Genomic DNA, 21,790 nt, shown 5'->3' with positions numbered 1-21,790 from the left:
CGACGGAGCCGCGAGGTGTTTCTCGCAGCTCCGTCGTCGCCGGGTGGGGTCAGCTGTTGAGGAACTCGATCAGGGCCTGGTTGAACTCGGCCGGGTGGCTGGCGTTGATGCCGTGCGGCCCGTCCTTGATCACGACCAGCTTCGCGCCGGGGATCGACTCGGCCGTCCGCGCGCCGCTGACCTCGATCGGCACGATCGCGTCGCTGTCACCGTGGATGACCAGCACCGGCACGTCGATCTTGGCCAGGTCCGGGCGGAAGTCTGTGTAGCTGAACGCCCCGATGCAGTCCAGGGTGCCCTTGGCCGACGCCACGTGCGCGAGTTCCTGCGCGTAGCGGACCTGGGCGTCGCTGACCTTCGACGTACCGCCGGCGGTGAAGAAGTTGGCGGCGAACCCGTCGACGAACGCGATCCGGTCGGCGATCACACCGTCCTGGAAGCTCTTGATCGTGGCGTCGTCGAGACCGCCGCCGGGGTTGTCCTCGGTCTTGTACAGGTACGGCGGCACCGCACCGGCGAAGACCGCCCGCGCCACCCGGGCACTGCCGTAGGCGCCGAGGTAGCGGGCCACCTCACCGCCGCCCATCGAGAAGCCGACCAGCGTCACGTTCGTCAGCTCGAGCGCGGTCAGCAGCGCGTCCAGGTCGGCGGCGAACGTGTCGTAGTCGTAGCCGTCCCACGGCTGGCTGCTCTGGCCGAACCCGCGCCGGTCGTACGTGATGACGCGTTTACCGGCCTCGACCAGCGGCGCGATCTGCGCCTCCCAGCTACGCCCGGACAGCGGCCAGCCGTGGATCAGGACGACCGGGTCACCGGACCCGAAGTCCTCGTAGTGCAGCTCGACGCCGGCGGCGGCGGTGATGAAAGGCATGGCTGTTCCTCTTCCCTGGCGGTGTGACGTGGCCTCGCCTGTCGCTCGGCCACGACCAGAACACTAGACGACCGGTCTACTAAAGATCAAGTTCCGGTAACGTGACTCGCGTCGCTCACGGTAGCCACGTCGTCGTCCCCCAGACCGAAACACCCCGGCATCTCGTCTGGTCGGGCGGATGGTTGACGCCCGTCGGGTGGCGGGCGTCACCACCGCTCGGTCACGCCGGCAGGAAAGCCCGATAGAAGTCGGCGGGATCACCGGCGAGCGAGGCCTTGACGCCCGCGCTCCACTTGTCGAACACGACCTCGAAGCTGCCCTGCTCGATCCCGTCGAGAGCGGCCCGGACGACATCTGCCGGGTCCGCCTTCTCCACGTCGAAGCCCGCCATCATGTCGGTGTCCGCGGCACCGAGATGCACCGCTGTCACCAGGGTCTTCTGGGAGGCCAGCTCGAGACGTACGCCGTTGGTCAGGTTCCATTCGGCGGCCTTCGCGACGCCGTACGCGCCGGCGCCGTCGGCGTTGAACCAGGACAGCGCCGAGAGCACGTTGAGGATCGCTCCCCCGCCCAGCCGCGGCGCGAACGCGCGGATCATGCCGAGCGTGCCCCAGAAGTGGGTGTCCAGCTCCAGCCGGATCTTGTCGAGATCCCCGGTGACCAGCTTCGCGTACGTCGACACCCCGGCATTGTTGACCAGCAGGGTGACGTCCGTGGCGATCTCGGCGGCCGCGGCGATCGAGGACGGGTCGGTGATGTCCAGGCGCAACGTCTCCACGCCCGGGATGTCGATCAGCTCGGGGCGCCGGGCGGTGGCGTACACCTTGGCCGCGCCGCGCTCGAGCAACTGCTGGGTGAACTGACGGCCGAGACCGCGATTCGCCCCGGTGACCAGGGCGACTGCTCCGTTGATCTGCATGCGCCCACGCTAGATCTTGACGTTGACGTGAGATTCAAGTTCCGTGATCGGGATCACGCGACGCCCATGGTGGCGACCGAGTCACCTCATCTCAGGCCTTTGTTAGCGTGCGCGCATGACGGCAGGTGCGATCGGCAAGCGCGCCGGTGGACTCGCGTTCGCGGCGGTCGTGGGGGCTCTGGCCGGTGCCGCGATCGCCGGGCGGCGGGGCACCCGCGCGGCGGTGGCCGGCGGACTGGCCGGCGCGGCCACGCTTGCCGTGACCGAGGCCGTGGCGCGGGCCCGGCAGCGGCCCGGCGAAATCCCGGCCTGGTGGTCACGCGTGGTGATGAGCGGCGCGCTCGCGGCCCCGATCGGCTGGCTCGGTGGCCGGCTCACCGGTGCCGGGCCGGTGCCGGTCGGCCTGGCGGCGGGCTCGTTCGCCGGCGCACTCGGGCTGCGCCCGCGGAAGGTGATGCTCGGCCCCGCGGCCGGCGCCGTCGTGGGAGCGCTGTGGCGCTCGGCGGCCGGCCGTGATGCCCCGGCGGCGGCCGTGGCGGTGAGCGCCGTGATCGGCTACCGGGCGCTGGCCGCCGCCTTGTTCCGTGACCCGCAGGTGAGCCTGCTCGCCGAGCGGGTGCGGGCCGAGGACCTGCCCTTCGTGGTTCCCCTCGAGGCGACCACCGGGTATGTCGGCACCGGCTATGTGCGCCGGCTGGCTGAGATGCTCGGCGGGACGTACCGGGCCGACGCCGACGACGTGGGGATCGTCGCCTCGCTCGACGACCTCGCCGGGCCGCAGTTCGACCCCGCCGGAGTCGACCCGCTGGTGCGCGAGTTCTACGAGCACACCACCCGTTTCCGGCTCGACATCGTGCCCGAGTGGCGGCTCTGGGTACGCCCGGGTTACCTGCTCTACCGCACGCTCGTGGCCCGGCCGCTGGGCCAGGCCAACGTGCCGATGAACCAGCGCGAAACCGTCCGCGGCGTCCGCAGCCGCATCGACACCATCACCCCCGACGGCACCGACCTCATCGGCGTACGTGGCTGGATCCGCTCGTTCGCCGACACCGACGAGCCGATCTACGTAGGCATCTACACGACATACCGGCATGACGGCCGCGGCTACGTCAGCGTCGGGTTCCCGGTGCCGCAGGCCAACTTCACGGCCACCCTGCTGCCACTGCCCCGTACGGACGGCGGACTCGTCCTCACCAGCCGCAGCGAACTCGCCCACCCCGGCCACTACCTGACCTACATCGACACCGGAACGCGCGAACTCACCACCCTGGCCGTCCCCGGCTTCGCCGAGCAGCTGGACGTCTTCACCGAGCACGGCGAGCCGCGGGCGGAGCACGCCTTCACCCTGTACGGCCTGCCGTTCCTGGTGCTGCACTACAAGATCCACCGCAAGCTCCACTGAGCCACGGGTTGCCGGTTCGACGTCGCCTGCCTGAGCCGCCTGACGGCATCGAAACGTCGACCTACGCATGACGAGTGCGCAGGTCAGGAAAGGCCCGGGCGGCGGCCGGCCAGCAGGAACATCGTCGCCACGTGCGGGCCGGTGTCATAATTCGGCGCGTGGCAGCGGGCGTTACCTTCGGCGTTCTGGGCCCGGTCGAGGCCTGGGCCGACGGGCACCGGCTGCCGCTCGGCACTCCGCAACAGCGCACGATCCTCGCCGTGATCCTGCTCAACGAGGGTTCGGTGACGTCGACCGGCGAACTGGCCGCGGCCCTGTGGGCGGAGGATCCTCCGGCCGGCGCGGTGAAGACGATCCGCACGTACGTGTCCCGCCTGCGAGCCGTGCTGGAGCCCGGCGGCGAGACCATCGAGTCGGTGGCGCGGGGCTACCTCCTGAGGCCGGGCGCGGACCGCTTCGACCTGGCGAGACTTCGCTCACTGACCGCCGGGCTGGACTCCCGCGTCCCGGCCCCGGACAGGGCGGACCGCGCGCGGGAGGCACTCGCGATCTTCCGGGGCGAACCGCTCGCCGGGCTCAACGGGTCGTGGGCCGACATCCATCGGGCGCGGCTCTCCGACCTTCGCGCGGCGACCTACGAGACGCTGTTCGCTGCCGAGCTGGAGATCGGCCTGCACGCCGGGGTCATCGCCGAGATCCCCGCCGTCATCAGCCAGTTCCCCTTCCGGGAGAAGCTCCGCGAACTGCAGATCCTCGCGCTGCACCGGGCCGGCCTGCGCGCCGCCGCCCTGTCCGCGTACCGCGAGGTGCACCAGTTGCTCGATCAGGAGCTCGGCGTCGAGCCCATGGCCGCCCTGCAGGACCTGCACCAGCGCATCCTGCGCAACGACCCCGAGCTTCTCCCCCAGCCCGAGACCGCTCCGGAACCCGTACAACCGGATGTCCCGGAGTCCTCCAGGCCGGCCACGCCTGCCCCTCGCGAAAGAACCGCCCCGCGGTCCCGGCCCGCACAGCTCCCGGCGGCGCCCACCCTGTTCACCGGCCGCGACGACGAGTTGCGGCGTGCCGATCAGGTGCTCGAAGCCGCCGGGCAGCGGCTCGCCGTCGTCGTCTTCACCGGCATGGGCGGCGTGGGGAAGACCTCGACCGCGCTGTACTGGGCGCATCGGCTGGCCGACCGGTACGGCGACGGCCAGCTCTACACGGATCTGCGCGGCTACGGCCCCGGCGGTGATCCGCTCTCCCCCGACGCTGTCCTCGGCAGCTTCCTGCAGTCGCTCGGCGTGCCGCCCGCTGACGTGCCGGAGGGTGTCGAGGCCCGGGCCGCGACGTTCCGCAGCCTGGTCGCCGACCGCAGCATGCTGCTCCTGCTGGACAACGCCGCCACCGCCGATCAGGTGCTGGACCTGCTGCCCGGCTCGGGACGCTCGCTGGTCATCGTGACCAGCCGGGGAACGCTGCCCGCGCTGGTCGTCCGGACCGCCGCGCCGTTGATCCCGCTGCAACCGCCGGACCAGGACGAGGCGCTCGCCCTGTTCGCCGCACGCGTCGGCGCCGACCGGGTGCGCGCGGAGCCCACCGCTGCCCACGACATCGTCGAGCTCTGCGGTCGTCTGCCGCTCGCCCTGGCCGTTGTCGCCGCGCGCGCGGCCGCCGCCGCTCATCTGCCGCTCGCCGCGGTCGCTGATGAGCTGCGCAGCACGCACGGCACCCTGTCGGCCTTCCACCTGCCGGACGAGGTGTTCGACCCCCGGGCGGTGTTCTCGTGGTCGTACCAGGCGATCGGGGAGGAACCCGCTGAGGCGTTCCGCCGCCTGTGCCTGCACCCGGGCCCGGATCTGAACGTCGAGGTCGCCGCCAGCATGCTGGCCCGGCCGCCGGCCGAGACGCGCCGGCTGCTCGCCGACCTGGTGACAGCGGCCCTCGTGACCGAACATGTCCCGGGCCGATGGAAGATCCACGACCTGCTGCGGGCGTACGGCGATGAGCTCGCCCGCGACCTCGATCACCCGCAGCAGCGACGGGCGACGCTGCAGCGCCTCCTCGACTACTACCTGCATGCCGGGCGGATCTCGGATTCGCGGCTGTTCAAACGGCAGGAATCGGACGGCGGCGAGGAGCCGCTGCCCGGGGTGGTGCTCACCGACGCCGAACCGACTGCCTGGTTCGCCGACGAACACCTCGCTCTGCTGTCGGCGCTGGACCTCGCCGCCAGGGAGGGTTTCGACCGGCAAGCCTGGCAGCTGTCCTGGGTGGTGCGGGACTACCTCAACCGCCAGGGACTGTGGCATCACGTGCAGATGTCCCAAAGCGCCGGGCTGGCCGCGGCGATCCGGGGCGGCCAGCCGGCGGCCGAGGCGCGGGCACGGTGGGGGGTGGCCTTCGCGGCCTCGAACATGGGCTCGTACGAGGAGGCGCACGTCCAGCTGCGACATGCCCTGGCGCTCTACGAGCAGCTCGGTGATCGGGACGGTGTCGAACGCACCCGTCTGTTCACCGCGGGCGTGCTCGACCTCCAAGGCCGATGGCAGGAGGCGCTGGAGCAGTTCCGGGCGCTTCTGGCCCTCCACCCGCCGGGCAGCGATCCCACCGCGCGAGCCCGGATCCTCATCGGCGTGAGCTGGTCGAACACGGAACTGGGCCGATTCGCCGAGGCGATCACCGACGCCCGCGAGGTGATCGGCATGGGCGCCGAGCTGCACCCGTTCCGGGTGGCGGACACCTGGGACACGATCGGCCGCGCCCAGGCCGGTCTCGGCGACCTCGACGAGGCCACCGACAGCTATCGCCGTGCGGTCGACCTGTACCTGGAGCACAAGGCGCCGGTCTGGGCCGCCCAGTCCCTGCGCCACCTGGGCGACGCGCTCGGAGCAGCCGATCGTGTTCCGGAGGCGGAGAAGGCGTACCGGGAAGCATTGACCCTTGTCGACAACACTGCCGGACCGCAAGCGGCTCAGCTCGGCGCCGAGCTCGAGCTTCTGCTCTCGGGCCTGACCGGGCGAGGCTGACAGGCATCTGCCGGGAGCGCGCCGATGCCGCCATTCTCACAGCCCGGCAAAGGATGAGGCAGGCCCGTTCGGGTACGGCCCGGGGCATGAGAGTGATGCGATGGGCGGCCGGTGGTCTGGCGGTAGCGGCGGGGGTGCGCCTCGCGCGGTCACGGCGGCGGCGCTCGCTGCACCCGGCCGGCCGGTCGATGCTCGGTGACCTGGAGATCTGGGGTTGTGTCGAGCCGACCGGCTCGGCGTTGCTGGACCAGCCGGGCCGCTACGACGTCACGGTGCGGCTCTCGAAGGGATGGGGCACCCGGGGGGAACGGGCGGACGTGCGCGGTGTCGCGGTCCGGGTCGGAGACACGGATCTGCTGCTTTCCACGGTCGGGCCGGGCCGCTGGGGTCGCCGGCTGCCGATGCCGCGCCGCACGTTCGACGCCCGTTACGGGTCGGTCGCGCCCTATCGCACCGGCTCCGGCGGCAAGGTCTACCTCGCCGCCGGCCCGGATCCGGCAGGCCGGCCGCTGGGCCGGTCGCTCGACGCGGTGGGCGAGGCCGGGACCTTCCTGCTGTACGCGATCAGGGGCGCCGTCGTGCAGCCCTTCGGCCGGGTGACGCTGGGACGCGTGCTGCCGCCGCCCGTCGACGCCGCCCTGGCGTTCGACCCCATTCGTCACGCCACCGGCGATCTGCACCCGACCGGCCTGCTCCACGGCATCCGCGGTGTCGCCTATCACGCGAGTCAGCGCTGGCGGGGGGCCTCTCCTGCCAATCAGGATCACCGGCCGAGCTAAGTTGTTGTCTGAGCAACGTTCGGTCGAAGGAGCAAGTATGTCGAAGCCGGTCCTGCAGATCATCACCGCCAGCACCCGCGAGGGACGCAAGGGTCACGCGGTCGCCCAGTGGGCGCGGCAGGTCGCCGAGGCGCACGGCGGTTTCGACGTCGAGCTGATCGACCTGGCCGAGGTCGGGCTGCCGATGCTGGACGAGCCGAACCACCCGCGGCTCGGCCAGTACAAGCACCAGCACACCCGGGACTGGAGCGCGACCGTCAGCCGTGCCGACGCGTACGTGTTCGTGACGCCGGAGTACAACTACTCGTTCCCGGCGTCGCTGAAGAACGCGCTCGACCACCTCTACGCGGAGTGGAACCACAAGCCGGCCGGCCTGGTCTCCTACGGCGGCGTCTCGGCCGGGCTGCGGGCCGCGACCGCGCTCAAGCCGGTGATGTCCGCGCTGAAGATCGTCCCGGTCACCGAGGCGGTGTCGGTGCCGATGTTCGCCCAGTTCCTGACCGAGGACGGTGAGTTCGTTCCGTCCGCGCAGGTGGAGGCATCTGCGAAGGCCATGCTCGACGAGCTGCTGAAACTCTCCGGCGCCCTGCGCACGCTGCGCGCGGAGTAGACCGCGCTCCGGAAGCCGGCCGCGGAGGCCGGCTTCCCGCCGCGAGGGCTTCGGTGGCCACCGGACGTTCCCGGTCGCCGCCCGTGCCGCCAAGTTCGTCGTGCGATGTGGACGGCCCGCTCCCGCACCCACGCCCCTGCCCTGCGGCACGCAGATCAGACGACGACCTCCGATCCCGTACGAAGTATTAGGGAGGGGGAGTAAACGGGCGGCGCGGCGCTGCGATAGCGTCGACCGAAGCGATGATGATCAGCGGTAGACTGATGCTCATCGATCGGATGGGAGTTTGTTCGTGCCGGAGCGGGCAGGAGTGAAGCTACGCGCGGTCCCGCTGCGTCAGCCGGCCTTCCGCACCTTCCTGGCCGGGCACTTCGTCTCCCTCCTCGGTGACCAGCTCTACTTCCTGGCCCTGCCGTGGACCGCGCTGCGACTGGGCGCCTCGCCCGGCGAGGTCGGCGCGCTGCTCGCGGCGGCCGCCGTGCCCCGGGCGGTCCTGATGCTCGGCGGCGGGGTGCTCGCCGACCGCTTCGGCGGGCGGCGCGTGATGCTCGGCAGCGACCTGCTGCGGGCAGTCGTGATGACCGTCGCCGCGGTGACCGCGTTCGGCGGGGTGCTCGGGCTGCCCGGCCTGTTCGCGCTCGTGCTCGTCTTCGGCGCCGTGGAAGCGGTGTTCCAGCCCGCCCTGACCACGATGCTGCCGAACCTGCTGCCGCCCGAGTCGCTGCCCGCCGGCAACGGATTGCGCACCCTGGCGTTGCGCTTCGCCCAGTTCGTCGGGCCGCCCGCCAGCGGGGCGCTGATCGGCTTCGGGGTCGGCTGGGTGTTCGCGGTCAACGCGGCGACCTTCCTGGTCTCGGTGCTGGCGCTGCGCGTGGTGCCGGTCGCGCCCCCCGCCCCCGCGAAGGAGCGGCCGCGGTTCACGGCGGAGCTCACCGCCGGCCTGCGGTACGCGCGCGACAACCGTACGCTCGCCCGCCTTCTTCTCTTCACGGTCCTGGTGAACCTCGGTTCCGCCGGGCCGATCAACGTCGGCCTGCCGCTGCTGGCACATGCCACCGGGTGGGAGGTCGGCGGCCTGGCCCTGATGATGGGTGCGCTCGGCGCCGGGGCGACGGTCGGGGCGGCCCTGCTCGGGTTCGGCCTGCTGCCCGGCGCGGGCACCGGGTTCCTGCTGATCGTCATGTCCGCCGGGCAGGCGGCGCTCAGCGTGGTCGTCGGCCTGACCCTGCCGCTGCCGGTGGTGGTGGCGACCCTGGCCGGGCTGGGTTTCTTCCTCACCGTGGCCGGCAGTTCCGCGATGAGCCTGGTCCAGGCAATCACCGAGCGGCCGATGCTGGGCCGGGTCGGCAGCCTGATGTCGTTCGCCGTCGTGGGCCTCCTGCCGGTGACCTACGCGGTGTGCGGATCGGCCGCGGGCTGGATCGGGGTGCGGCCGGTACTGCTGGCCGGCGGCGCGATCCAGGTCGTCACCGTGGTGTGGGGGCTGTTCTCCGCGCCGCTGCGGCAGGTCTCGGTCACCAGCGGCACGGCTCCCAGCGGAGACAAGACCCGCTGACCGGCCGGGTCACGCGGCATCGGCCCGGCATCGCGCGTGCGCACCGTCCCGACATTCGCGCGTGCGCACCGTCCCGGCATCGCGCGTGGGCATCGGCCTGACATCGAAAGAAATAAACCTTCCGCCGTACGGGTCGGGAATGGACCTGCCCGGAGACCGCACCTCATGATGGGGTATGGCCTTCCCCGGCTCCGCGGAAGTGGTCGTCATCGGTGGCGGCGCGATCGGCGTCAGCATCGCGTTCCACCTGGCCGAAGCCGGCGTCCGGGACGTAGTGCTACTGGAGAGGGGCGAGCTCGGCGGCGGTTCCACCTGCAAGGCGGCAGGCGGAGTACGCGCCCAGTTCTCCGACCGGATCAACATCGAACTCGGCGCGCGCAGCCTGCGGGCGTTCGCCGACTTCGGGAAGCGCCCCGGACAGGAGATCGACCTGCATCGGGTCGGGTACCTGTTCCTGCTCTCCACCCCCGAGGACGTGACATCGTTCGAGCGCGACGTGCGCTTGCAGAACTCCCTCGGCGTGACCAGCAGGATGATCGACGTCGCGGAGGCGAAACGGCTCTCCCCGCTGATCGAGACCGGCGGCCTGCTCGCCGCGGCCTGGTCGCCCGACGACGGGCACTGCACCCCGGAGTCGGTGGTGCTGGGATACGCCAGAGGCGCGCGACGGCACGGTGCCACGCTGCTCACCGGTGTCACCGTGACCGATCTCGACCTCGCGAGCGGGGTTGTCCGGACCGACCGGGGCGACCTGGCGCGTGGGGCTGCCCCAACCGGCCGCGGCGACATCCGAGCCGGCCGGGTCAGCCGGGGTGGCGTTCGAAGGGGCGGCGTCGTCCGGACGGACCGGGGCGACATCCACGCCGGAGCGGTCGTGTGCGCGGCCGGGGCGTGGTCCGCGGCGATCGGGGATGCGGCGGGTGTGCCGCTGCCGGTCACGCCGCTGCGGCGGCAGATCGTCCTCACCGAGCCGATGCCCTCGCTGAGCGGGGTGGTGCCGTTCACCATCGACTTCGCGAGCACGTTCTACTTCCACCGGGAGGGGCCGGGCCTGCTGATGGGAATGTCCGACCCGGCGCAGGAGCCTGGCTTCCACTCGAACTACTCCGAGGAGTGGCTGCCCCGGCTCGCCGCGGCCGTCGGCGTTCGTGCCCCGCGACTGACCGACGTCGGCCTGCGGAAGGGGTGGGCCGGGCTGTACGAGGTGACCCCGGACCACAACGCGCTGATCGGCGGTCACGACAACTTCCTGTACGCAACCGGGTTCTCCGGACACGGATTCCTGCAGGCGCCGGCGGTCGGCGAGGTGATCCGCGATCTGTATCTGGGCCGGGCACCCGTCGTGGACGTCGGGCCGTTGACCGCTTCCCGGTTCCTCGCGGGCGCCGGAGCACGTCCCGAGTCGCACATCGTCTGACCACATCTCCTGGCCACATCCCCGACCACGTCGTCCGACCGCACCGCCGCCCCACCGCACCGCACCGCACCACCGCGCCGCACCACCGCGCCGCACCACCGCGCCGCACCACCGCGCCGCACCACCGCGCCGCACCACCGCACCGCACCACCGCACCGCACCGCGCCGCACCACCGCACCACCGCACCCAACGCACCCAACGCACCCAACGCATCGTCCGAGCTGGAGGTTCGGCATGATTCCGCACTGGCGTCTGCGCGCCGGATTCGCGCAGGAACTTTCCACCATGTACGGCCGCGAGGTGCCCGCCTACACCACCCTGGTGGAAATCTCCGAGCAGGTGAACCGGGACGTCATCCGCCGGGACGGAGCGGAGGCGCAACGGCTGGGCTCGATCGGCCGGATCACCGCCGAACGGCACGGCGCGATCCGGGTCGGTACGCCGGCCGAACTCGGACAGGTCGCCCGGATCTTCGGTGCGCTCGGCATGCACCCGGTCGGCTTCTACGACCTGCGCGATGCCGCGAGCAGCGCGGTGCCGGTGATTTCCACCGCGTTCCGGCCGATCGACGCCACGGAGCTCGCCCTCAACCCGTTCCGGGTCTTCACCTCCATGCTGACCCCGGACGATCGACGTTTCTTCACGCCCGAGCTGAGCGCCAGGTTGAAGAGTTTCTTCGCAGCACGGCAGCTCTTCGGCCCGGAGTTGCTGGAGCTCGCCGACCGGTCCGAGCAGCAGGGCGGTCTCGACGAGCACGATGCAGACGATTTTCTTCGCCTGGCGGTGCAGGCGTTCGAGCTGTCCACCGAGCCCGTCGACCGCGCCTGGTACGCCGAGTTGGAGAAGATCTCCGCCGTAGCCGCGGACATCGGCGGAGTCCGCAGCACGCACATCAACCACCTCACCCCGCGTGTGCTGGACATCGACGATCTCTACCGCCGGATGACCGCCCGTGGCATCACGATGATCGACGAGATCCAGGGGCCACCGCGCTGGCGAGGACCGGACGTGCTGCTCCGGCAGACCTCGTTCCGGGCGCTGGCCGAGGCGCGGACGATGCGGGAGCCGGACGGCACGGTCACCACCGGTTCGCTGCGGGTCCGCTTCGGCGAGGTCGAGGCGCGCGGTATCGCGCTGACCCCGGCCGGTCGCGCCCGTTACGACACGCTGCTCACCGAGATCGATCGCCTGCTGGCCGCGTCCCCGGGCGTACGCGCGGAGATCGCCGTCCAGGTCTGGGAGAAAGGATTCCCGGACACCGAAGCCGGCCTGCGGGAGGCCGGACTCGCGTACTTCTCCTACGCGGTCGACCAGGCGCCACCCGGTGGCCCTCCCCCGCGCACCCTCGCCGAGCTGATCGGTCGAGGCTGGGTCACCGCGACGCCGATCGTGTACGAAGACTTCCTTCCACGATCCGCCGCAGGAATCTTCCAGTCGAACCTCAGCGGGGAAAACACCCGCGACACCGGCCGGGAGGGAGCTCGCGACACCGGTCCAGAGGGTGCCGTCTACGACCAGGACCGGCTCGCCGCGGCGGTGGGCCGGGAGATCCACGATCCGTTCGCGCTGTACGCCGCGGAACAGGCGGCCTCGATCACGGCGGTCACCACGAAACTCGGCATTCCGGAGGTCACCCCATGAACACCGACCAGCTGCGCGATCAGGCGCGGAACAGCCTCACCCGGATCGGCGCGACCGTCCCGGACGGGACCGATCTGTACGCCCGCTCGCCGATCACCGGCGAGAACCTGTTCGGCCTGCGCGCTGTCACCGCCGACGAGGCGACCCGGGCGATCGGCGACGCCACGCAGGCGTTCCGCTCCTGGCGGACGACCCCGGCGCCGGCCCGCGGCGAGCTGGTCCGCGTTCTCGGCGAGCTGCTGCGCGTACACAAGTCTGATCTTGCCGATCTGATCACCATCGAAGTGGGGAAGATTCGTTCGGAAGCGCTCGGCGAAGTGCAGGAAATGATCGACATCTGCGAGTTCGCGGTCGGGCTCTCCCGACAGCTCTACGGCAGGACGATCGCCTCCGAGCGGCCCGGTCACCGGCTGGCCGAGACGTGGCATCCGCTCGGCGTCGTCGGCGTCATCTCCGCGTTCAACTTCCCGGCGGCGGTCTGGTCGTGGAACACCGCGCTCGCACTGGTCTGCGGCGACGCGGTGGTGTGGAAGCCCAGCGAGCTCACTCCCCTGGTGTCGCTGGCCACCAGCCACCTGCTCGACCGGGCGATCGCGCAGACCGGCGCGCCCGCCCACCTGCACCGGCTGCTGCTCGGCGACCACACCACCGGCTCCGTCGTCGTCGAGAGCCCGCAGGTCAGCCTGGTCAGCGCCACCGGCTCGACCCGCATGGGACGTGCGGTCGGACCGCGTGTCGCCGCCCGTTTCGGCCGCGTCCTGCTGGAACTCGGCGGTAACAACGCGGCTGTCGTGGCGCCCTCCGCGGACCTCGAACTGGCCCTGCGGGGCATCGTGTTCGCGGCCGCCGGAACCGCCGGTCAGCGCTGCACCACCCTGCGTCGGCTGATCGTCCACAACGACATTGCCGACCAGCTCGCCGAGAAGCTGGCAGCGGTCTACTCCCGCCTGCCGATCGGTGACCCGTTCGACGAGAAAACCCTGGTGGGGCCGCTGATCACCGACGCCGCGGCGACGTCGATGCTGGCGGCGCTCGATCGGGCCCAGGCCGACGGCGGCAAGGTCATCGCCGGTGGCCGGAGGGTCGAGAGGACCGGCGGCGCGTACGTCGAACCGGCGATCGTGCGGATGCCCCGGCAGACCGCGGTCGTCCGGGAGGAGACTTTCGCCCCGATCCTGTACCTGCTCACCTACGACACCCTGGACGAGGCGGTGGCGCTGCACAACGACGTACCCCAGGGATTGTCGTCCTCGATCTTCACCAGTGATCTGCGGGAGGCGGAGCGCTTCCTGGGCCCCGACGGCTCCGACTGCGGCATCGCCAACGTCAACATCGGCACGTCCGGCGCCGAGATCGGCGGCGCGTTCGGCGGCGAGAAGGAGACCGGCGGCGGCCGCGAGTCAGGTTCGGACGCGTGGCGCGCCTACATGCGGCGGGCCACCAACACGATCAACTACTCCAGCACGCTGTCCCTCGCCCAGAACGTCAGCTTTTTCTGACACGTCACCTCTCCGCGGCGTCGCGCACCGTTCCCACGCCTCACCGCGCTGCCACGCCTCACTGCCGTCCAACGCCCCGCCGCCGTCCCACGCCCCGCCGCCTTCTGGCAGCCCGGCGGACGGCCGATCTCCGGCTGGTCCTCACGGTGGTCATGAGACTCGGATACCCACCGGGAGAACCAGCCGGATTCGGCGACCAGCGAGGGTCAGCGACTGTTGAGGCGGGCGGCTTGGCGGGTCAGATGGTCACGCTCCGGCGCATTCGTCGCCTTGCGCGCCGCCTCCGCGTAGAGGCGGGCGGCCGTGTCCAGGTCACCGGCCCGCTCGTGCAGGTACGCCGCGACCGCCGTGTGCCGCGGCAGCGACTCGTCGAGCGCGGCCAGCGCCGCCAGACCCGCGTGGGGCCCATCGGCCTCACCGAGCGCGACGGCACGGTTGAGCCGGACCACCGGGCTGCCGGTCAGGCGCACGAGTTCGTCGTACCACTCGAGGATCTGGACCCAATCGGTCTCGGCGGCGGTCTGCGCGTCGGCGTGCAGTGCCGCGATCGCGGCCTGCGCCTGGAACTCGCCCAGCCGGTCACGGGCCAGCGCCGCCTGCAGAATGGCGATGCCCTCGGCGATCAGCGACGTATCCCACCTGCTCCGGTCCTGTTCGGCAAGCGGGATCAGGCTGCCGTCCGGCCCGGTCCGGGAGGCGCGGCGGGCGTGGTGCAGCAGCATCAGGGCGAGCAGCCCGGCCACCTCCGGGTGATCGATAACGGTCACCAGCTGCCGGGTGAGCCGGATCGCCTCGGCCGCCAGGTCGACGTCGCCGGAGTATCCCTCGTTGAAGACCAGGTACAGCACGCGCAGCACCGTCGCGACGTCGCCGGGCTGGTCGAACCGCACGCCCGAGACGGTCCGCTTGGCCCGGCTGATGCGCTGCGCCATGGTCGCCTCGGGCACCAGGTACGCGCCGGCGATCTGCCGTGTGGTCAGCCCGCCGACGGCACGCAGCGTGAGCGCGACCGCCGACGACGGCGTCAGCGACGGGTGCGCGCACAGGAAGTACAGCCGCAGCGTGTCGTCCGAGGTGGCGGCCGGTCCGGGCGGCGGCTCCCGGTCGGCGAGGTCCTCGCGACGGCGGCGCGCGGTGTCGGCGCGCGCCGCATCGAGGAACTTGCGCCAGGCCACCGTGACCAGCCACCCCTTCGGGTCCCGCGGCTCGCCGGCGCCGGGCCGGACCGCCTCGACCAGCGCGTCCTGGACGGCGTCCTCGGCCGCCGCGAAGTCAGCTCCGCGGCGGACGAGGACCCCGATCACGCTGGGCGTGAGACTCCGGAGGAGTTCCGCGTTCATTCCGTGATCGTCGGTGCCGCGTGCAGGAACGGGCGCAGCTCGAGCCATTCGTGGATCGGCTTGCCGCCGGCGCCGGGCGCCGCGGAGAGTTCCCCGGCCAGCTCGACGGCCCGCTCGTAGCTGTCCACGTCGATGATCATCCAGCCGGCGATCAGGTCCTTCGTCTCGGCAAACGGGCCGTCGGTGGCCGGCGGGCGCCCCGGGCCGTCGTAGGACACCCAGGTGCCCTCCGGTGCGAGCGCCTGACCGTCGACGTACTCGCCGGTCTCCTCCAGCCGCGCGGCGAAGTCGTTCATGTACTGGATGTGGGCGGTGACCTCCTCCGGCGTCCACTTGTCCATCGGCACGTCGTTGACCGGGGCCGGGGCGCCGCGGTAGTGCTTGAGCAGCAGGTACTTCGCCATGATGTGCTCCATTCTCGTTGTCCTTCGCCCCCGGGACGGAGCGGCCCGCCGATTCTCGACACCCCTGCGCAGAATCTTTTCTTGACCCATCCCCGGGGGTACGGGTTTAGCGTCGCCCCATGATCCGTGAGTACCTCCGCGCGCTGCCGGTCTTCGCCGGTGACCTGCCCACCTTCGCCCCGGCGGACGTGCCCGGCCGGCCCGACGAGCTGTTCGTGTCGTGGCTGGTCGCGGCCGTGGAGGCGGGAGTTCGTGAACCGCATGCGACAACACTGTCGACGATCGGTCCGGACGGCGTACCGTCCGCAAGGATCGTGATCCTGAAGAACGTGGACGCGGCGGGCTGGCAGTTCGCGGCGCACGCGGCCAGCCCGAAAGGCCGTGACCTGGCACGTCACCCGGCCGCGGCACTGACCTTCTACTGGCCGGCGCTGGCGCGGCAGGTCCGGGTGCGTGGCACGGTGCGGCCCGCGACGGCGGAGGAGAGCGCCGCCGACTTCCTGGCCCGGTCCGCGGAGTCCCGCGCCGAGGCGGCACGGGGCCGGCAGAGCCGGCCTCTCGACGACCGGCCGACGCCCGAGATCTCCCTCGATCCGGGGTACGTTCTTCCGGAGTGGACCCTGTACACGGTGGAACCTTGCGACGTCGAGTTCTGGCAGGGCGACAAGCACCGCCAACACACCCGTCTGCGGTACTCCCGGGCCACGCCCGGCTGGGATCGGCAACTGCTCTGGCCCTGATCGAGGTAACAGTGGGCGAGGTGCCGGACAGGAACCGGGTGTGAGGACATCGATACCGGACCGGGAGCAGCGCTTCCGGTCGTTGTTCGCCGACACCTATGCGGAGGTGTTGCGGTTCGCGCAGCGCCGCGTGCATCCCAGTCACGCCGAGGATGTGGCGGCCGACGCCTTCCTGGTGGCCTGGCGTCGCCTGGAGGAGGCGCCGGGCCGGGCCGACGACCTGCGGGCCTGGTTGTTCGGGATCGCCCGGAACTGCCTGCTCAACACGCGGCGCGGGCTCGGGCGGCAGGACGCCCTGGCGGTGCGGATAGCCGTGACCACCCCGTCGTACGACGTGGCGGTGGCCGAGGAGGAGTCGACCGCACAGCGGCTGGACCTGGCCGCCGCGTGGGGCAGGCTGACTCCGGGTGAGCAGGAGACGCTGGCGCTGACCGTTTTCGAGCAGCTCACCTCTCCGCAGGCGGCCATGGTGCTGGGGATCAGCGCCGCAACGTACCGGTTGCGGTTGCTGCGCGCACGGCGCGCGCTGCGACGCCACTTCGACCTCGACACGCTGGCCGTCACCCGTCTGGAGACTCTGGAGAACCCGTCGTGAGCACCTTTGACCTCGAAGAAAATCTCCGTCTCATGGACGCCGCCGAGCCGATCACCGACGAGCAGCGGCGGAACGCCACCCGGGTGCTGGACGGCGTCCTCGCCGCCGCTCCGGACGTGCCCCCGCCGGCCGGCTCTCTCCGGAGGACCCGGCGTCGGACGCTGCTCGCCGCCGCGGTCGCCGCTGTTGTGGCGGCGGTCGGCGGGGCGCTGTTCGTTCTGCCCGGAGGCATCGGCGGCGGCGCCGCCTACGGCTCGTGGACCTCGGTCCCCAGCCCGCTCAGCGCCGACGAGATCACCCGGATCGGTGCGGATTGTCTGAAGGAGATCTCCGCCACCGGCCGGTTCGACCGGAATCGGGCCGAGGTGGCTCTGGCCGAGCGGCGCGGCGAGTACGCGATCCTGCTGTTCCACAGCACGAAGCCGGACATGTCGGGCTCCTGCCTGGCCCACAACATTCCCGGCAGCGCGGACGTGGACGACATCAAGTGGGGTGCCGGCAGCGGGTTCAGCTCCTCCCCGAGCGCACCGGCTCGCGGATTCGTCGACGGATCCCTCTCCGATTTCCGCGGCGCCTCGGTCACCGAAGGGCTGGCCGGCGCCGAGGTCGTCGGGGTGACCGTCCACGCCGGCAAGCTGACTGCCCAGGCAACGGTCACCGGCGGGCGTTACGTCGTCTGGTGGCCCGGGCCGGCCTTCGAGATGCGGGACGGGCAGCCCGTCGACTTCCTCAGGTACGACCTGACCCTGCGGGACGGCACCGTTCTTCACGACGTGAAGCCGACCCACGGCTGAAGCACGACGCCCTCCGGAGGAGCCAGGCGTCCTACCGGGTGCCATGACGCGGCTCTGTGGAAGAGCTCCGCGTCAGGGGCGGTGCGGGTCCTCCGGGGAGAGCCACGCGTCCGGGTCGTCGAGGCAGTGCCGGTCCACCGACCGGGTCAGCGCCTCGGCGACCGCCCGCACCACCGGCCGCGGCTCGTCGCCGCGTGACACCAGGGACCAGGTCCAATACGGAGCCGGGTGGCGGATCGGGCGCGCGGTCAGGTCAGGCGGAACCGGGTCGGTCTGGCTCTTCGGGTTGTTGACGACCGGGCGGCCGAGGCGGCGCACGTGGTCGTGGAACGCGTGACCGGTGGAGCCGCCCTCCGACACGTGCTCCACCTTCGCCCCGGTCTCTCGGGCCATCGCCAGCGCCCAGCGGTTCCACGACGACCAGCTCGTCTCGTCCGCGTCGATCAGGACAGTCGTGTCCCGGGCGCGGACCGGCCCGGCCTCGCCGCCGGTGCTGATCGCGAACAGCCGGTCGGCGCCGAGCAATCGCGCCTCCAGTTTCTCCGCGGCGACGATCGCCGACGGCACCCAGCAGATAGCCAGGTCGAGGCCACCGTCGACGACCCGCGCGGCCTGCGCGTGCGACGGCAGGACCCAGGCGTCCACGATGAGTTGCGCGGTGCCGGCGGTTTTCTCCTCCAGGTCGGCGGGGCGCCAGTTCACATAGCCGAGGCGCACCGGGCCCGAGGCGGAGAGGCCTGTCGCCGTACGCCGCAAATCGTCCGCCTGGTCGAGAAGGACCTTGACGCGCGGCAGCAGCAGCGTCCCCGCCGCGGTCAGCGCGACGGTCCGGCGGTCACGGTCGAACAAGCGGGTGCCGAGATCCCGCTCCAGCGCCTTGATCTGCTGCGACAGCGAGGGACCGGCGATCCGCAGCCGCTCGGCGGCGCGCGCGTAGCTCAGTTCCTCGGCGACCGCGACGAAGTACCGCAGCTGACGTAGCTCCATCGCCCCAGCCTAAGCGCGGTGTCCCGGTGGCCGCCGGGGCGTGCCGTGGGCATCCCCGACGCAGCTCGGAGGCGTGGCCCGCTCACCGGCCGCCCGGTCTCGTGCCCTGATAGGCGCAGCCTCTCAGCCAGGAGAAAGTCAGTCGTGCCGATCACCGCCGTTCCGAGAGACGGTCGTGCCAGAGAGATTCTTCCAGCTCACCGAGGAGCAAGAAATGTCGAAGGTCGTCATCGTCACCGGGGCTTCGCAGGGCATCGGCGCCGCCACCGTCGCCGCCTACCGCAAGCTGGGCTGGAACGTGGTCGCCAACTCGCGCACCATCCAGCCGTCCGGCGACCCCGGCGTGATCACGGTGCCGGGTGACATCGCCGATCCGGCGGTCGGCGCGCGGCTCGTGGAGGTCGCACTGACCGAGTTCGGCCGCGTCGACACCGTCGTCAACAACGCCGGCGTCTTCGTCGCGAAGCCGTTCACCGACTACACGGCGGAGGATTTCGACGCGGTGACCGGCATCAACCTGCGCGGTTTCGTCAGCGTCACCCAGCCCGCGGTCGCCGCGATGCTGGAGCAGGGTGGCGGCCACGTCGTGACCATCACGACCAGCCTCACCGACCACGCGGTCAGCAGCGTCCCGGCCGCGTTCGCGAACCTCACCAAGGGCGGCCTGAACTCGGCGACCAAGGCGCTCGCCGTCGAGTACGGCTCGCGCAACGTGCGCTTCAACGCGGTGTCGCCCGGCATCGTCAACACGCCGATGCACCCCGAGGAGACCCACGAGTTCCTCGCGGCGCTGCACCCGGCGGGCCGGCTCGGCGAGGTCGGCGAGGTGACCGACGCGATCCTCTTCCTGGAGAACGCCGCGTTCGTCACCGGCGAGATCCTGCACGTCGACGGCGGCCAGAGCGCCGGTCACTGAGGCGTCGGGGCCGCGGCGCGACCGCCGCGGCCCCACCGGCCGTCCGGTGGTTACCTTCAACCTCGTTTGGAGCTTCTGATGACGAATACTTCCTTCGAGCCGGTTCTGCGCGACGTGCTCGACGCCTGGCAGCAGGCGATCGCCGAGCACGATCACGACCGGGTCGCCGCACTGTTCACCGAGGACGCCGTCTTCCAGGGCCTGCACCCGTACAGCGTGGGCCGTCCCGGGGTCGCCGCCTACTACGCCGCCCAGCCGCCGGGCATGACCGTCGACTACCGGATCCTGAGAAGCCGGCCGCTCGCCGACGACGTGGTGCTCGGCTGGATCGCCGCGGAGTTCCGCTTCGCCGACGAATCCCGGCCGCCGCTCCCGGTCAGCCTGACCGTCGTCGTCCGTGGCGGGAAGATCGCCCACTACCACGTCTCGCACCGCATCGACGACTGACGACCTCACCTCCCGGCCGGCCCGACAACGCCCAGGGCGGGGTCAGGGCCGCTGTCCAGCCCGAGGTCGGGCCGCAGGGCGACGGCTCCCCGCAGATAGATGTGCCGGATCTGGTCACGCCGCAGGTCGGTCTCGACGTGCGCGAGCATGCGGACGACCCGCGGCAGCGCGCCCGGTACATCGATCTCGGTGGCGCACAGCAGCGGCACGTCGCCGAACCCGATCTTGCGCGCCGCCGCCGCGGGGAACGCGGCAGTGAGATCCGGGGTGCTCGTGAAGATGACGCTGACCACGTCGTCGGGCATCAGCCCGTTCCTGGCGACCACCTCGTTGACGAGTTCGATCGTGGCTTCCAGGACGAGGTCCCGATCGTCGGCCTCCAGCTGCGTCGCGCCGCGGATAGCCCGCAACATCGATCATCCCTCCTCGCCCGCGTCCCCCTGCCGTCACAGCGGCAACAGCCGCGATGGCCGCGTCACCCCGGCCGTCACCACGACGACGGCCGCGATGGCGGTGTCACCCTGCCGTCTCGGCGGCGATGAAGGCCGCGAGCCGCGCGACCCCCTCGACGATCTCCTCCGGGGTCAGATAGCTGATCGAGAGGCGCAGTGCCCGGTCACCTCCGCCGGCCGGATGGAAGTACCGCATCGGCGTCCACAGCACGCCGAAGTCCCTGGCGGAACGCGTGAGCGCCGCCTCGTCGGCACGGAACCCGACCTGCAGGGTCAGGAAGAAACCACCGACCGGGGTATTCCACCGCACCCCGAGCCTGTCCCGGCGTTGCCGTGGCAGCTGCCGGTCGAGTTCGTGGAGGGTGGCCTGCATGGCTTCCCCGTAGTAGCTCGCCGGCTTGGCGTTCAGCTCGGAGACCCGCCCGCCGGCCGACAGCAGGGCGCCGGCCACCACCGCCTGACTGAGCGAGGAGGTGTTGACAGTGACCATGCTCTTGATCTTCGAGAGCTCCTCGGCGAGCAGGCCGCCGCCGTCGACGCGCTGATCCGCGACGACGTAGCCGACCCGCGCGCCGGGGAAGATCGTCTTCGAGTACGACCCGAGGTGCACCACCACCCCGGCGTCGTCCAGCGACTTCAGGGTCGGTTCCGGAGCGACCGGGCTGACCAGCCGGTACGGGCTGTCCTCCAGGATCAGTACGCCGTGCCGCCCGGCAACCGCGAGCAGTTCGGCGCGTGCCTGGGTGCCGACGCTCGTGCCGGACGGATTCGAGTGGTCCGGCACGATGTAGAAGACCCGCGGCCGGCGGCCCCGAGCCTGCTCGGCGAGGATCGCCTCCTCCAGGACGGTGCCGGTGAAACCGCCCGGCGGTTCCTCGACCGCGCTCATCTCGATGTCGAGCAGTCGCGCGACCCCGGTCACCCCGACATAGCAGGGGCTGGCCACCAGCGCGACGTCCTCCGGCCCGCGGATCAGGGCGCGGAGCACCAGCAGCATCCCCTCCTGGGCGCCCACCGTGACGACGACGGAGGCGGCGGGGACGTCGATGTTCTCGTCGATGCGCAACGATTCGGCGATCAGTTCGCGGATCTGCCCGGCGGTGGTGCCGTATTGGTACATCGCGGTGCGGATCTGCTCCGGGGACCGGCCCGCCTCGGCCAGGTGGTCGAGATAGCGCCGGATGTGCGCGAAGATCTCCTCGGTGTCGAAGAAACCGTCGTAAGGCCGCCCCGGCGCGAAGGAGACGGCATCCGGATAACGCATCGTGATTTCGTTGAGGAACGTCATCGTGTCCAGCACGGGATCGGCGAGACTGGCGTGCAGATCGGTTTTCCGGAGCATCGGGCACCCCTATTCAGAATCGTCACGCCCAGCGGCATTTCAGCGTATTCATGATGGCACGGTCACCGACC

At 71.3% G+C, this 21,790-nt stretch carries 20 protein-coding genes; 13 read left to right on the top strand and 7 right to left on the bottom strand.

Translation table 11 applies throughout. The features are described 5' to 3' along the window. Nucleotides 1-49 precede the first annotated feature (49 nt). Nucleotides 50-871: an alpha/beta fold hydrolase gene (locus tag Acy02nite_RS35420; RefSeq protein WP_203751348.1), complete on the bottom strand. Its 822-nt coding sequence runs from the start codon at nt 869-871 to the stop codon at nt 50-52. A 220-nt stretch (nt 872-1,091) separates the two neighbouring features. Beyond that, nucleotides 1,092-1,790, bottom strand: a complete 699-nt coding sequence (locus Acy02nite_RS35415; RefSeq protein ID WP_203751345.1) for an SDR family oxidoreductase — start codon at nt 1,788-1,790, stop codon at nt 1,092-1,094. A gap of 115 nt (nt 1,791-1,905) precedes the next feature. Here Acy02nite_RS35415 and Acy02nite_RS35410 point away from each other — a divergent pair, with 115 nt between their 5' ends. From Acy02nite_RS35410 to amaB, 8 genes are all read left to right on the top strand, one after another. After that, a complete protein-coding gene (locus Acy02nite_RS35410) occupies nt 1,906-3,192 on the top strand; it encodes a hypothetical protein (RefSeq protein ID WP_203751342.1) in 1,287 nt (428 codons plus the stop codon). A 158-nt stretch (nt 3,193-3,350) separates the two neighbouring features. Further along, entirely contained in the window at nt 3,351-6,200 is a 2,850-nt protein-coding gene (locus Acy02nite_RS35405; protein ID WP_203751339.1) for an AfsR/SARP family transcriptional regulator, read from the top strand. 86 nt (nt 6,201-6,286) lie between these two features. Further along, entirely contained in the window at nt 6,287-6,979 is a 693-nt protein-coding gene (locus Acy02nite_RS35400; RefSeq protein ID WP_203751337.1) for a hypothetical protein, read from the top strand. 37 nt (nt 6,980-7,016) lie between these two features. Then, nucleotides 7,017-7,589: an NADPH-dependent FMN reductase gene (locus Acy02nite_RS35395; protein ID WP_203751334.1), complete on the top strand. Its 573-nt coding sequence runs from the start codon at nt 7,017-7,019 to the stop codon at nt 7,587-7,589. Between the two features lie 292 nt (nt 7,590-7,881). Continuing rightward, entirely contained in the window at nt 7,882-9,144 is a 1,263-nt protein-coding gene (locus tag Acy02nite_RS35390; RefSeq protein ID WP_203751331.1) for an MFS transporter, read from the top strand. 175 nt (nt 9,145-9,319) lie between these two features. Next, complete coding sequence (locus Acy02nite_RS35385) at nt 9,320-10,561, top strand: NAD(P)/FAD-dependent oxidoreductase (protein WP_203751328.1); 1,242 nt, start codon at nt 9,320-9,322, stop codon at nt 10,559-10,561. Nucleotides 10,562-10,796: 235 nt separating this feature from the next. Then, nucleotides 10,797-12,203, top strand: coding sequence for a 2-oxoadipate dioxygenase/decarboxylase (gene hglS, locus Acy02nite_RS35380; protein WP_203751325.1), 1,407 nt, complete (start codon nt 10,797-10,799; stop codon nt 12,201-12,203). Continuing rightward, nucleotides 12,200-13,702, top strand: coding sequence for an L-piperidine-6-carboxylate dehydrogenase (gene amaB, locus Acy02nite_RS35375; protein WP_203751322.1), 1,503 nt, complete (start codon nt 12,200-12,202; stop codon nt 13,700-13,702). Before hglS ends, amaB begins: the two co-directional genes overlap by 4 nt. Nucleotides 13,703-13,908: 206 nt before the next feature. Here amaB and Acy02nite_RS35370 read toward each other — a convergent pair whose 3' ends face one another. Next, entirely contained in the window at nt 13,909-15,042 is a 1,134-nt protein-coding gene (locus Acy02nite_RS35370) for an RNA polymerase sigma factor (protein ID WP_203751320.1), read from the bottom strand. Beyond that, nucleotides 15,039-15,446 carry a YciI family protein gene (locus Acy02nite_RS35365; protein ID WP_203751606.1) on the bottom strand — a complete coding sequence of 136 codons (408 nt, stop codon included), beginning with the start codon at nt 15,444-15,446 and terminating at the stop codon, nt 15,039-15,041. Before Acy02nite_RS35365 ends, Acy02nite_RS35370 begins: the two co-directional genes overlap by 4 nt. Before the next feature lie 119 nt (nt 15,447-15,565). On the opposite strand from Acy02nite_RS35365, the gene Acy02nite_RS35360 reads away from it, so the two are divergent. From Acy02nite_RS35360 to Acy02nite_RS35350, 3 genes are read left to right on the top strand one after another with little or no spacing between them, the layout of a single operon-like run. Beyond that, entirely contained in the window at nt 15,566-16,186 is a 621-nt protein-coding gene (locus Acy02nite_RS35360) for a pyridoxine/pyridoxamine 5'-phosphate oxidase (protein ID WP_203751318.1), read from the top strand. A 40-nt stretch (nt 16,187-16,226) separates the two neighbouring features. Then, on the top strand, nt 16,227-16,781 hold the full coding sequence (locus tag Acy02nite_RS35355; protein ID WP_203751316.1) for an RNA polymerase sigma factor: 555 nt from the start codon (nt 16,227-16,229) through the stop codon (nt 16,779-16,781). Beyond that, complete coding sequence (locus Acy02nite_RS35350) at nt 16,778-17,575, top strand: hypothetical protein (protein WP_203751314.1); 798 nt, start codon at nt 16,778-16,780, stop codon at nt 17,573-17,575. Before Acy02nite_RS35355 ends, Acy02nite_RS35350 begins: the two co-directional genes overlap by 4 nt. 72 nt (nt 17,576-17,647) lie before the next feature. Here the strand turns inward: Acy02nite_RS35350 and Acy02nite_RS47305 are convergent, their stop codons facing one another. Next, nucleotides 17,648-18,562: a LysR family transcriptional regulator gene (locus Acy02nite_RS47305; RefSeq protein WP_203751312.1), complete on the bottom strand. Its 915-nt coding sequence runs from the start codon at nt 18,560-18,562 to the stop codon at nt 17,648-17,650. A 214-nt stretch (nt 18,563-18,776) separates the two neighbouring features. Between Acy02nite_RS47305 and Acy02nite_RS35340 the strand changes: the two genes are divergently transcribed. Then, nucleotides 18,777-19,478 carry an SDR family NAD(P)-dependent oxidoreductase gene (locus Acy02nite_RS35340; protein ID WP_203751310.1) on the top strand — a complete coding sequence of 234 codons (702 nt, stop codon included), beginning with the start codon at nt 18,777-18,779 and terminating at the stop codon, nt 19,476-19,478. A gap of 78 nt (nt 19,479-19,556) precedes the next feature. Further along, nucleotides 19,557-19,925 (top strand): YybH family protein, encoded by a 369-nt coding sequence (locus tag Acy02nite_RS35335; protein ID WP_203751307.1) that lies wholly within the window; start codon nt 19,557-19,559, stop codon nt 19,923-19,925. Nucleotides 19,926-19,930: 5 nt separating this feature from the next. Here the strand turns inward: Acy02nite_RS35335 and aroH are convergent, their stop codons facing one another. Beyond that, nucleotides 19,931-20,338 (bottom strand): chorismate mutase, encoded by a 408-nt coding sequence (gene aroH, locus Acy02nite_RS35330; protein ID WP_203751304.1) that lies wholly within the window; start codon nt 20,336-20,338, stop codon nt 19,931-19,933. Between the two features lie 103 nt (nt 20,339-20,441). Further along, nucleotides 20,442-21,719 (bottom strand): aminotransferase-like domain-containing protein, encoded by a 1,278-nt coding sequence (locus Acy02nite_RS35325; RefSeq protein WP_203751301.1) that lies wholly within the window; start codon nt 21,717-21,719, stop codon nt 20,442-20,444. Between the last annotated feature and the right edge of the window lie 71 nt (nt 21,720-21,790).

It is taken from the genome of Actinoplanes cyaneus, assembly GCF_016862095.1.
GTDB lineage: Bacteria > Actinomycetota > Actinomycetes > Mycobacteriales > Micromonosporaceae > Actinoplanes > Actinoplanes cyaneus.
Note: the sequence above shows the minus strand (reverse complement) of the source record. Positions and strands in the feature narration are given on the sequence as shown.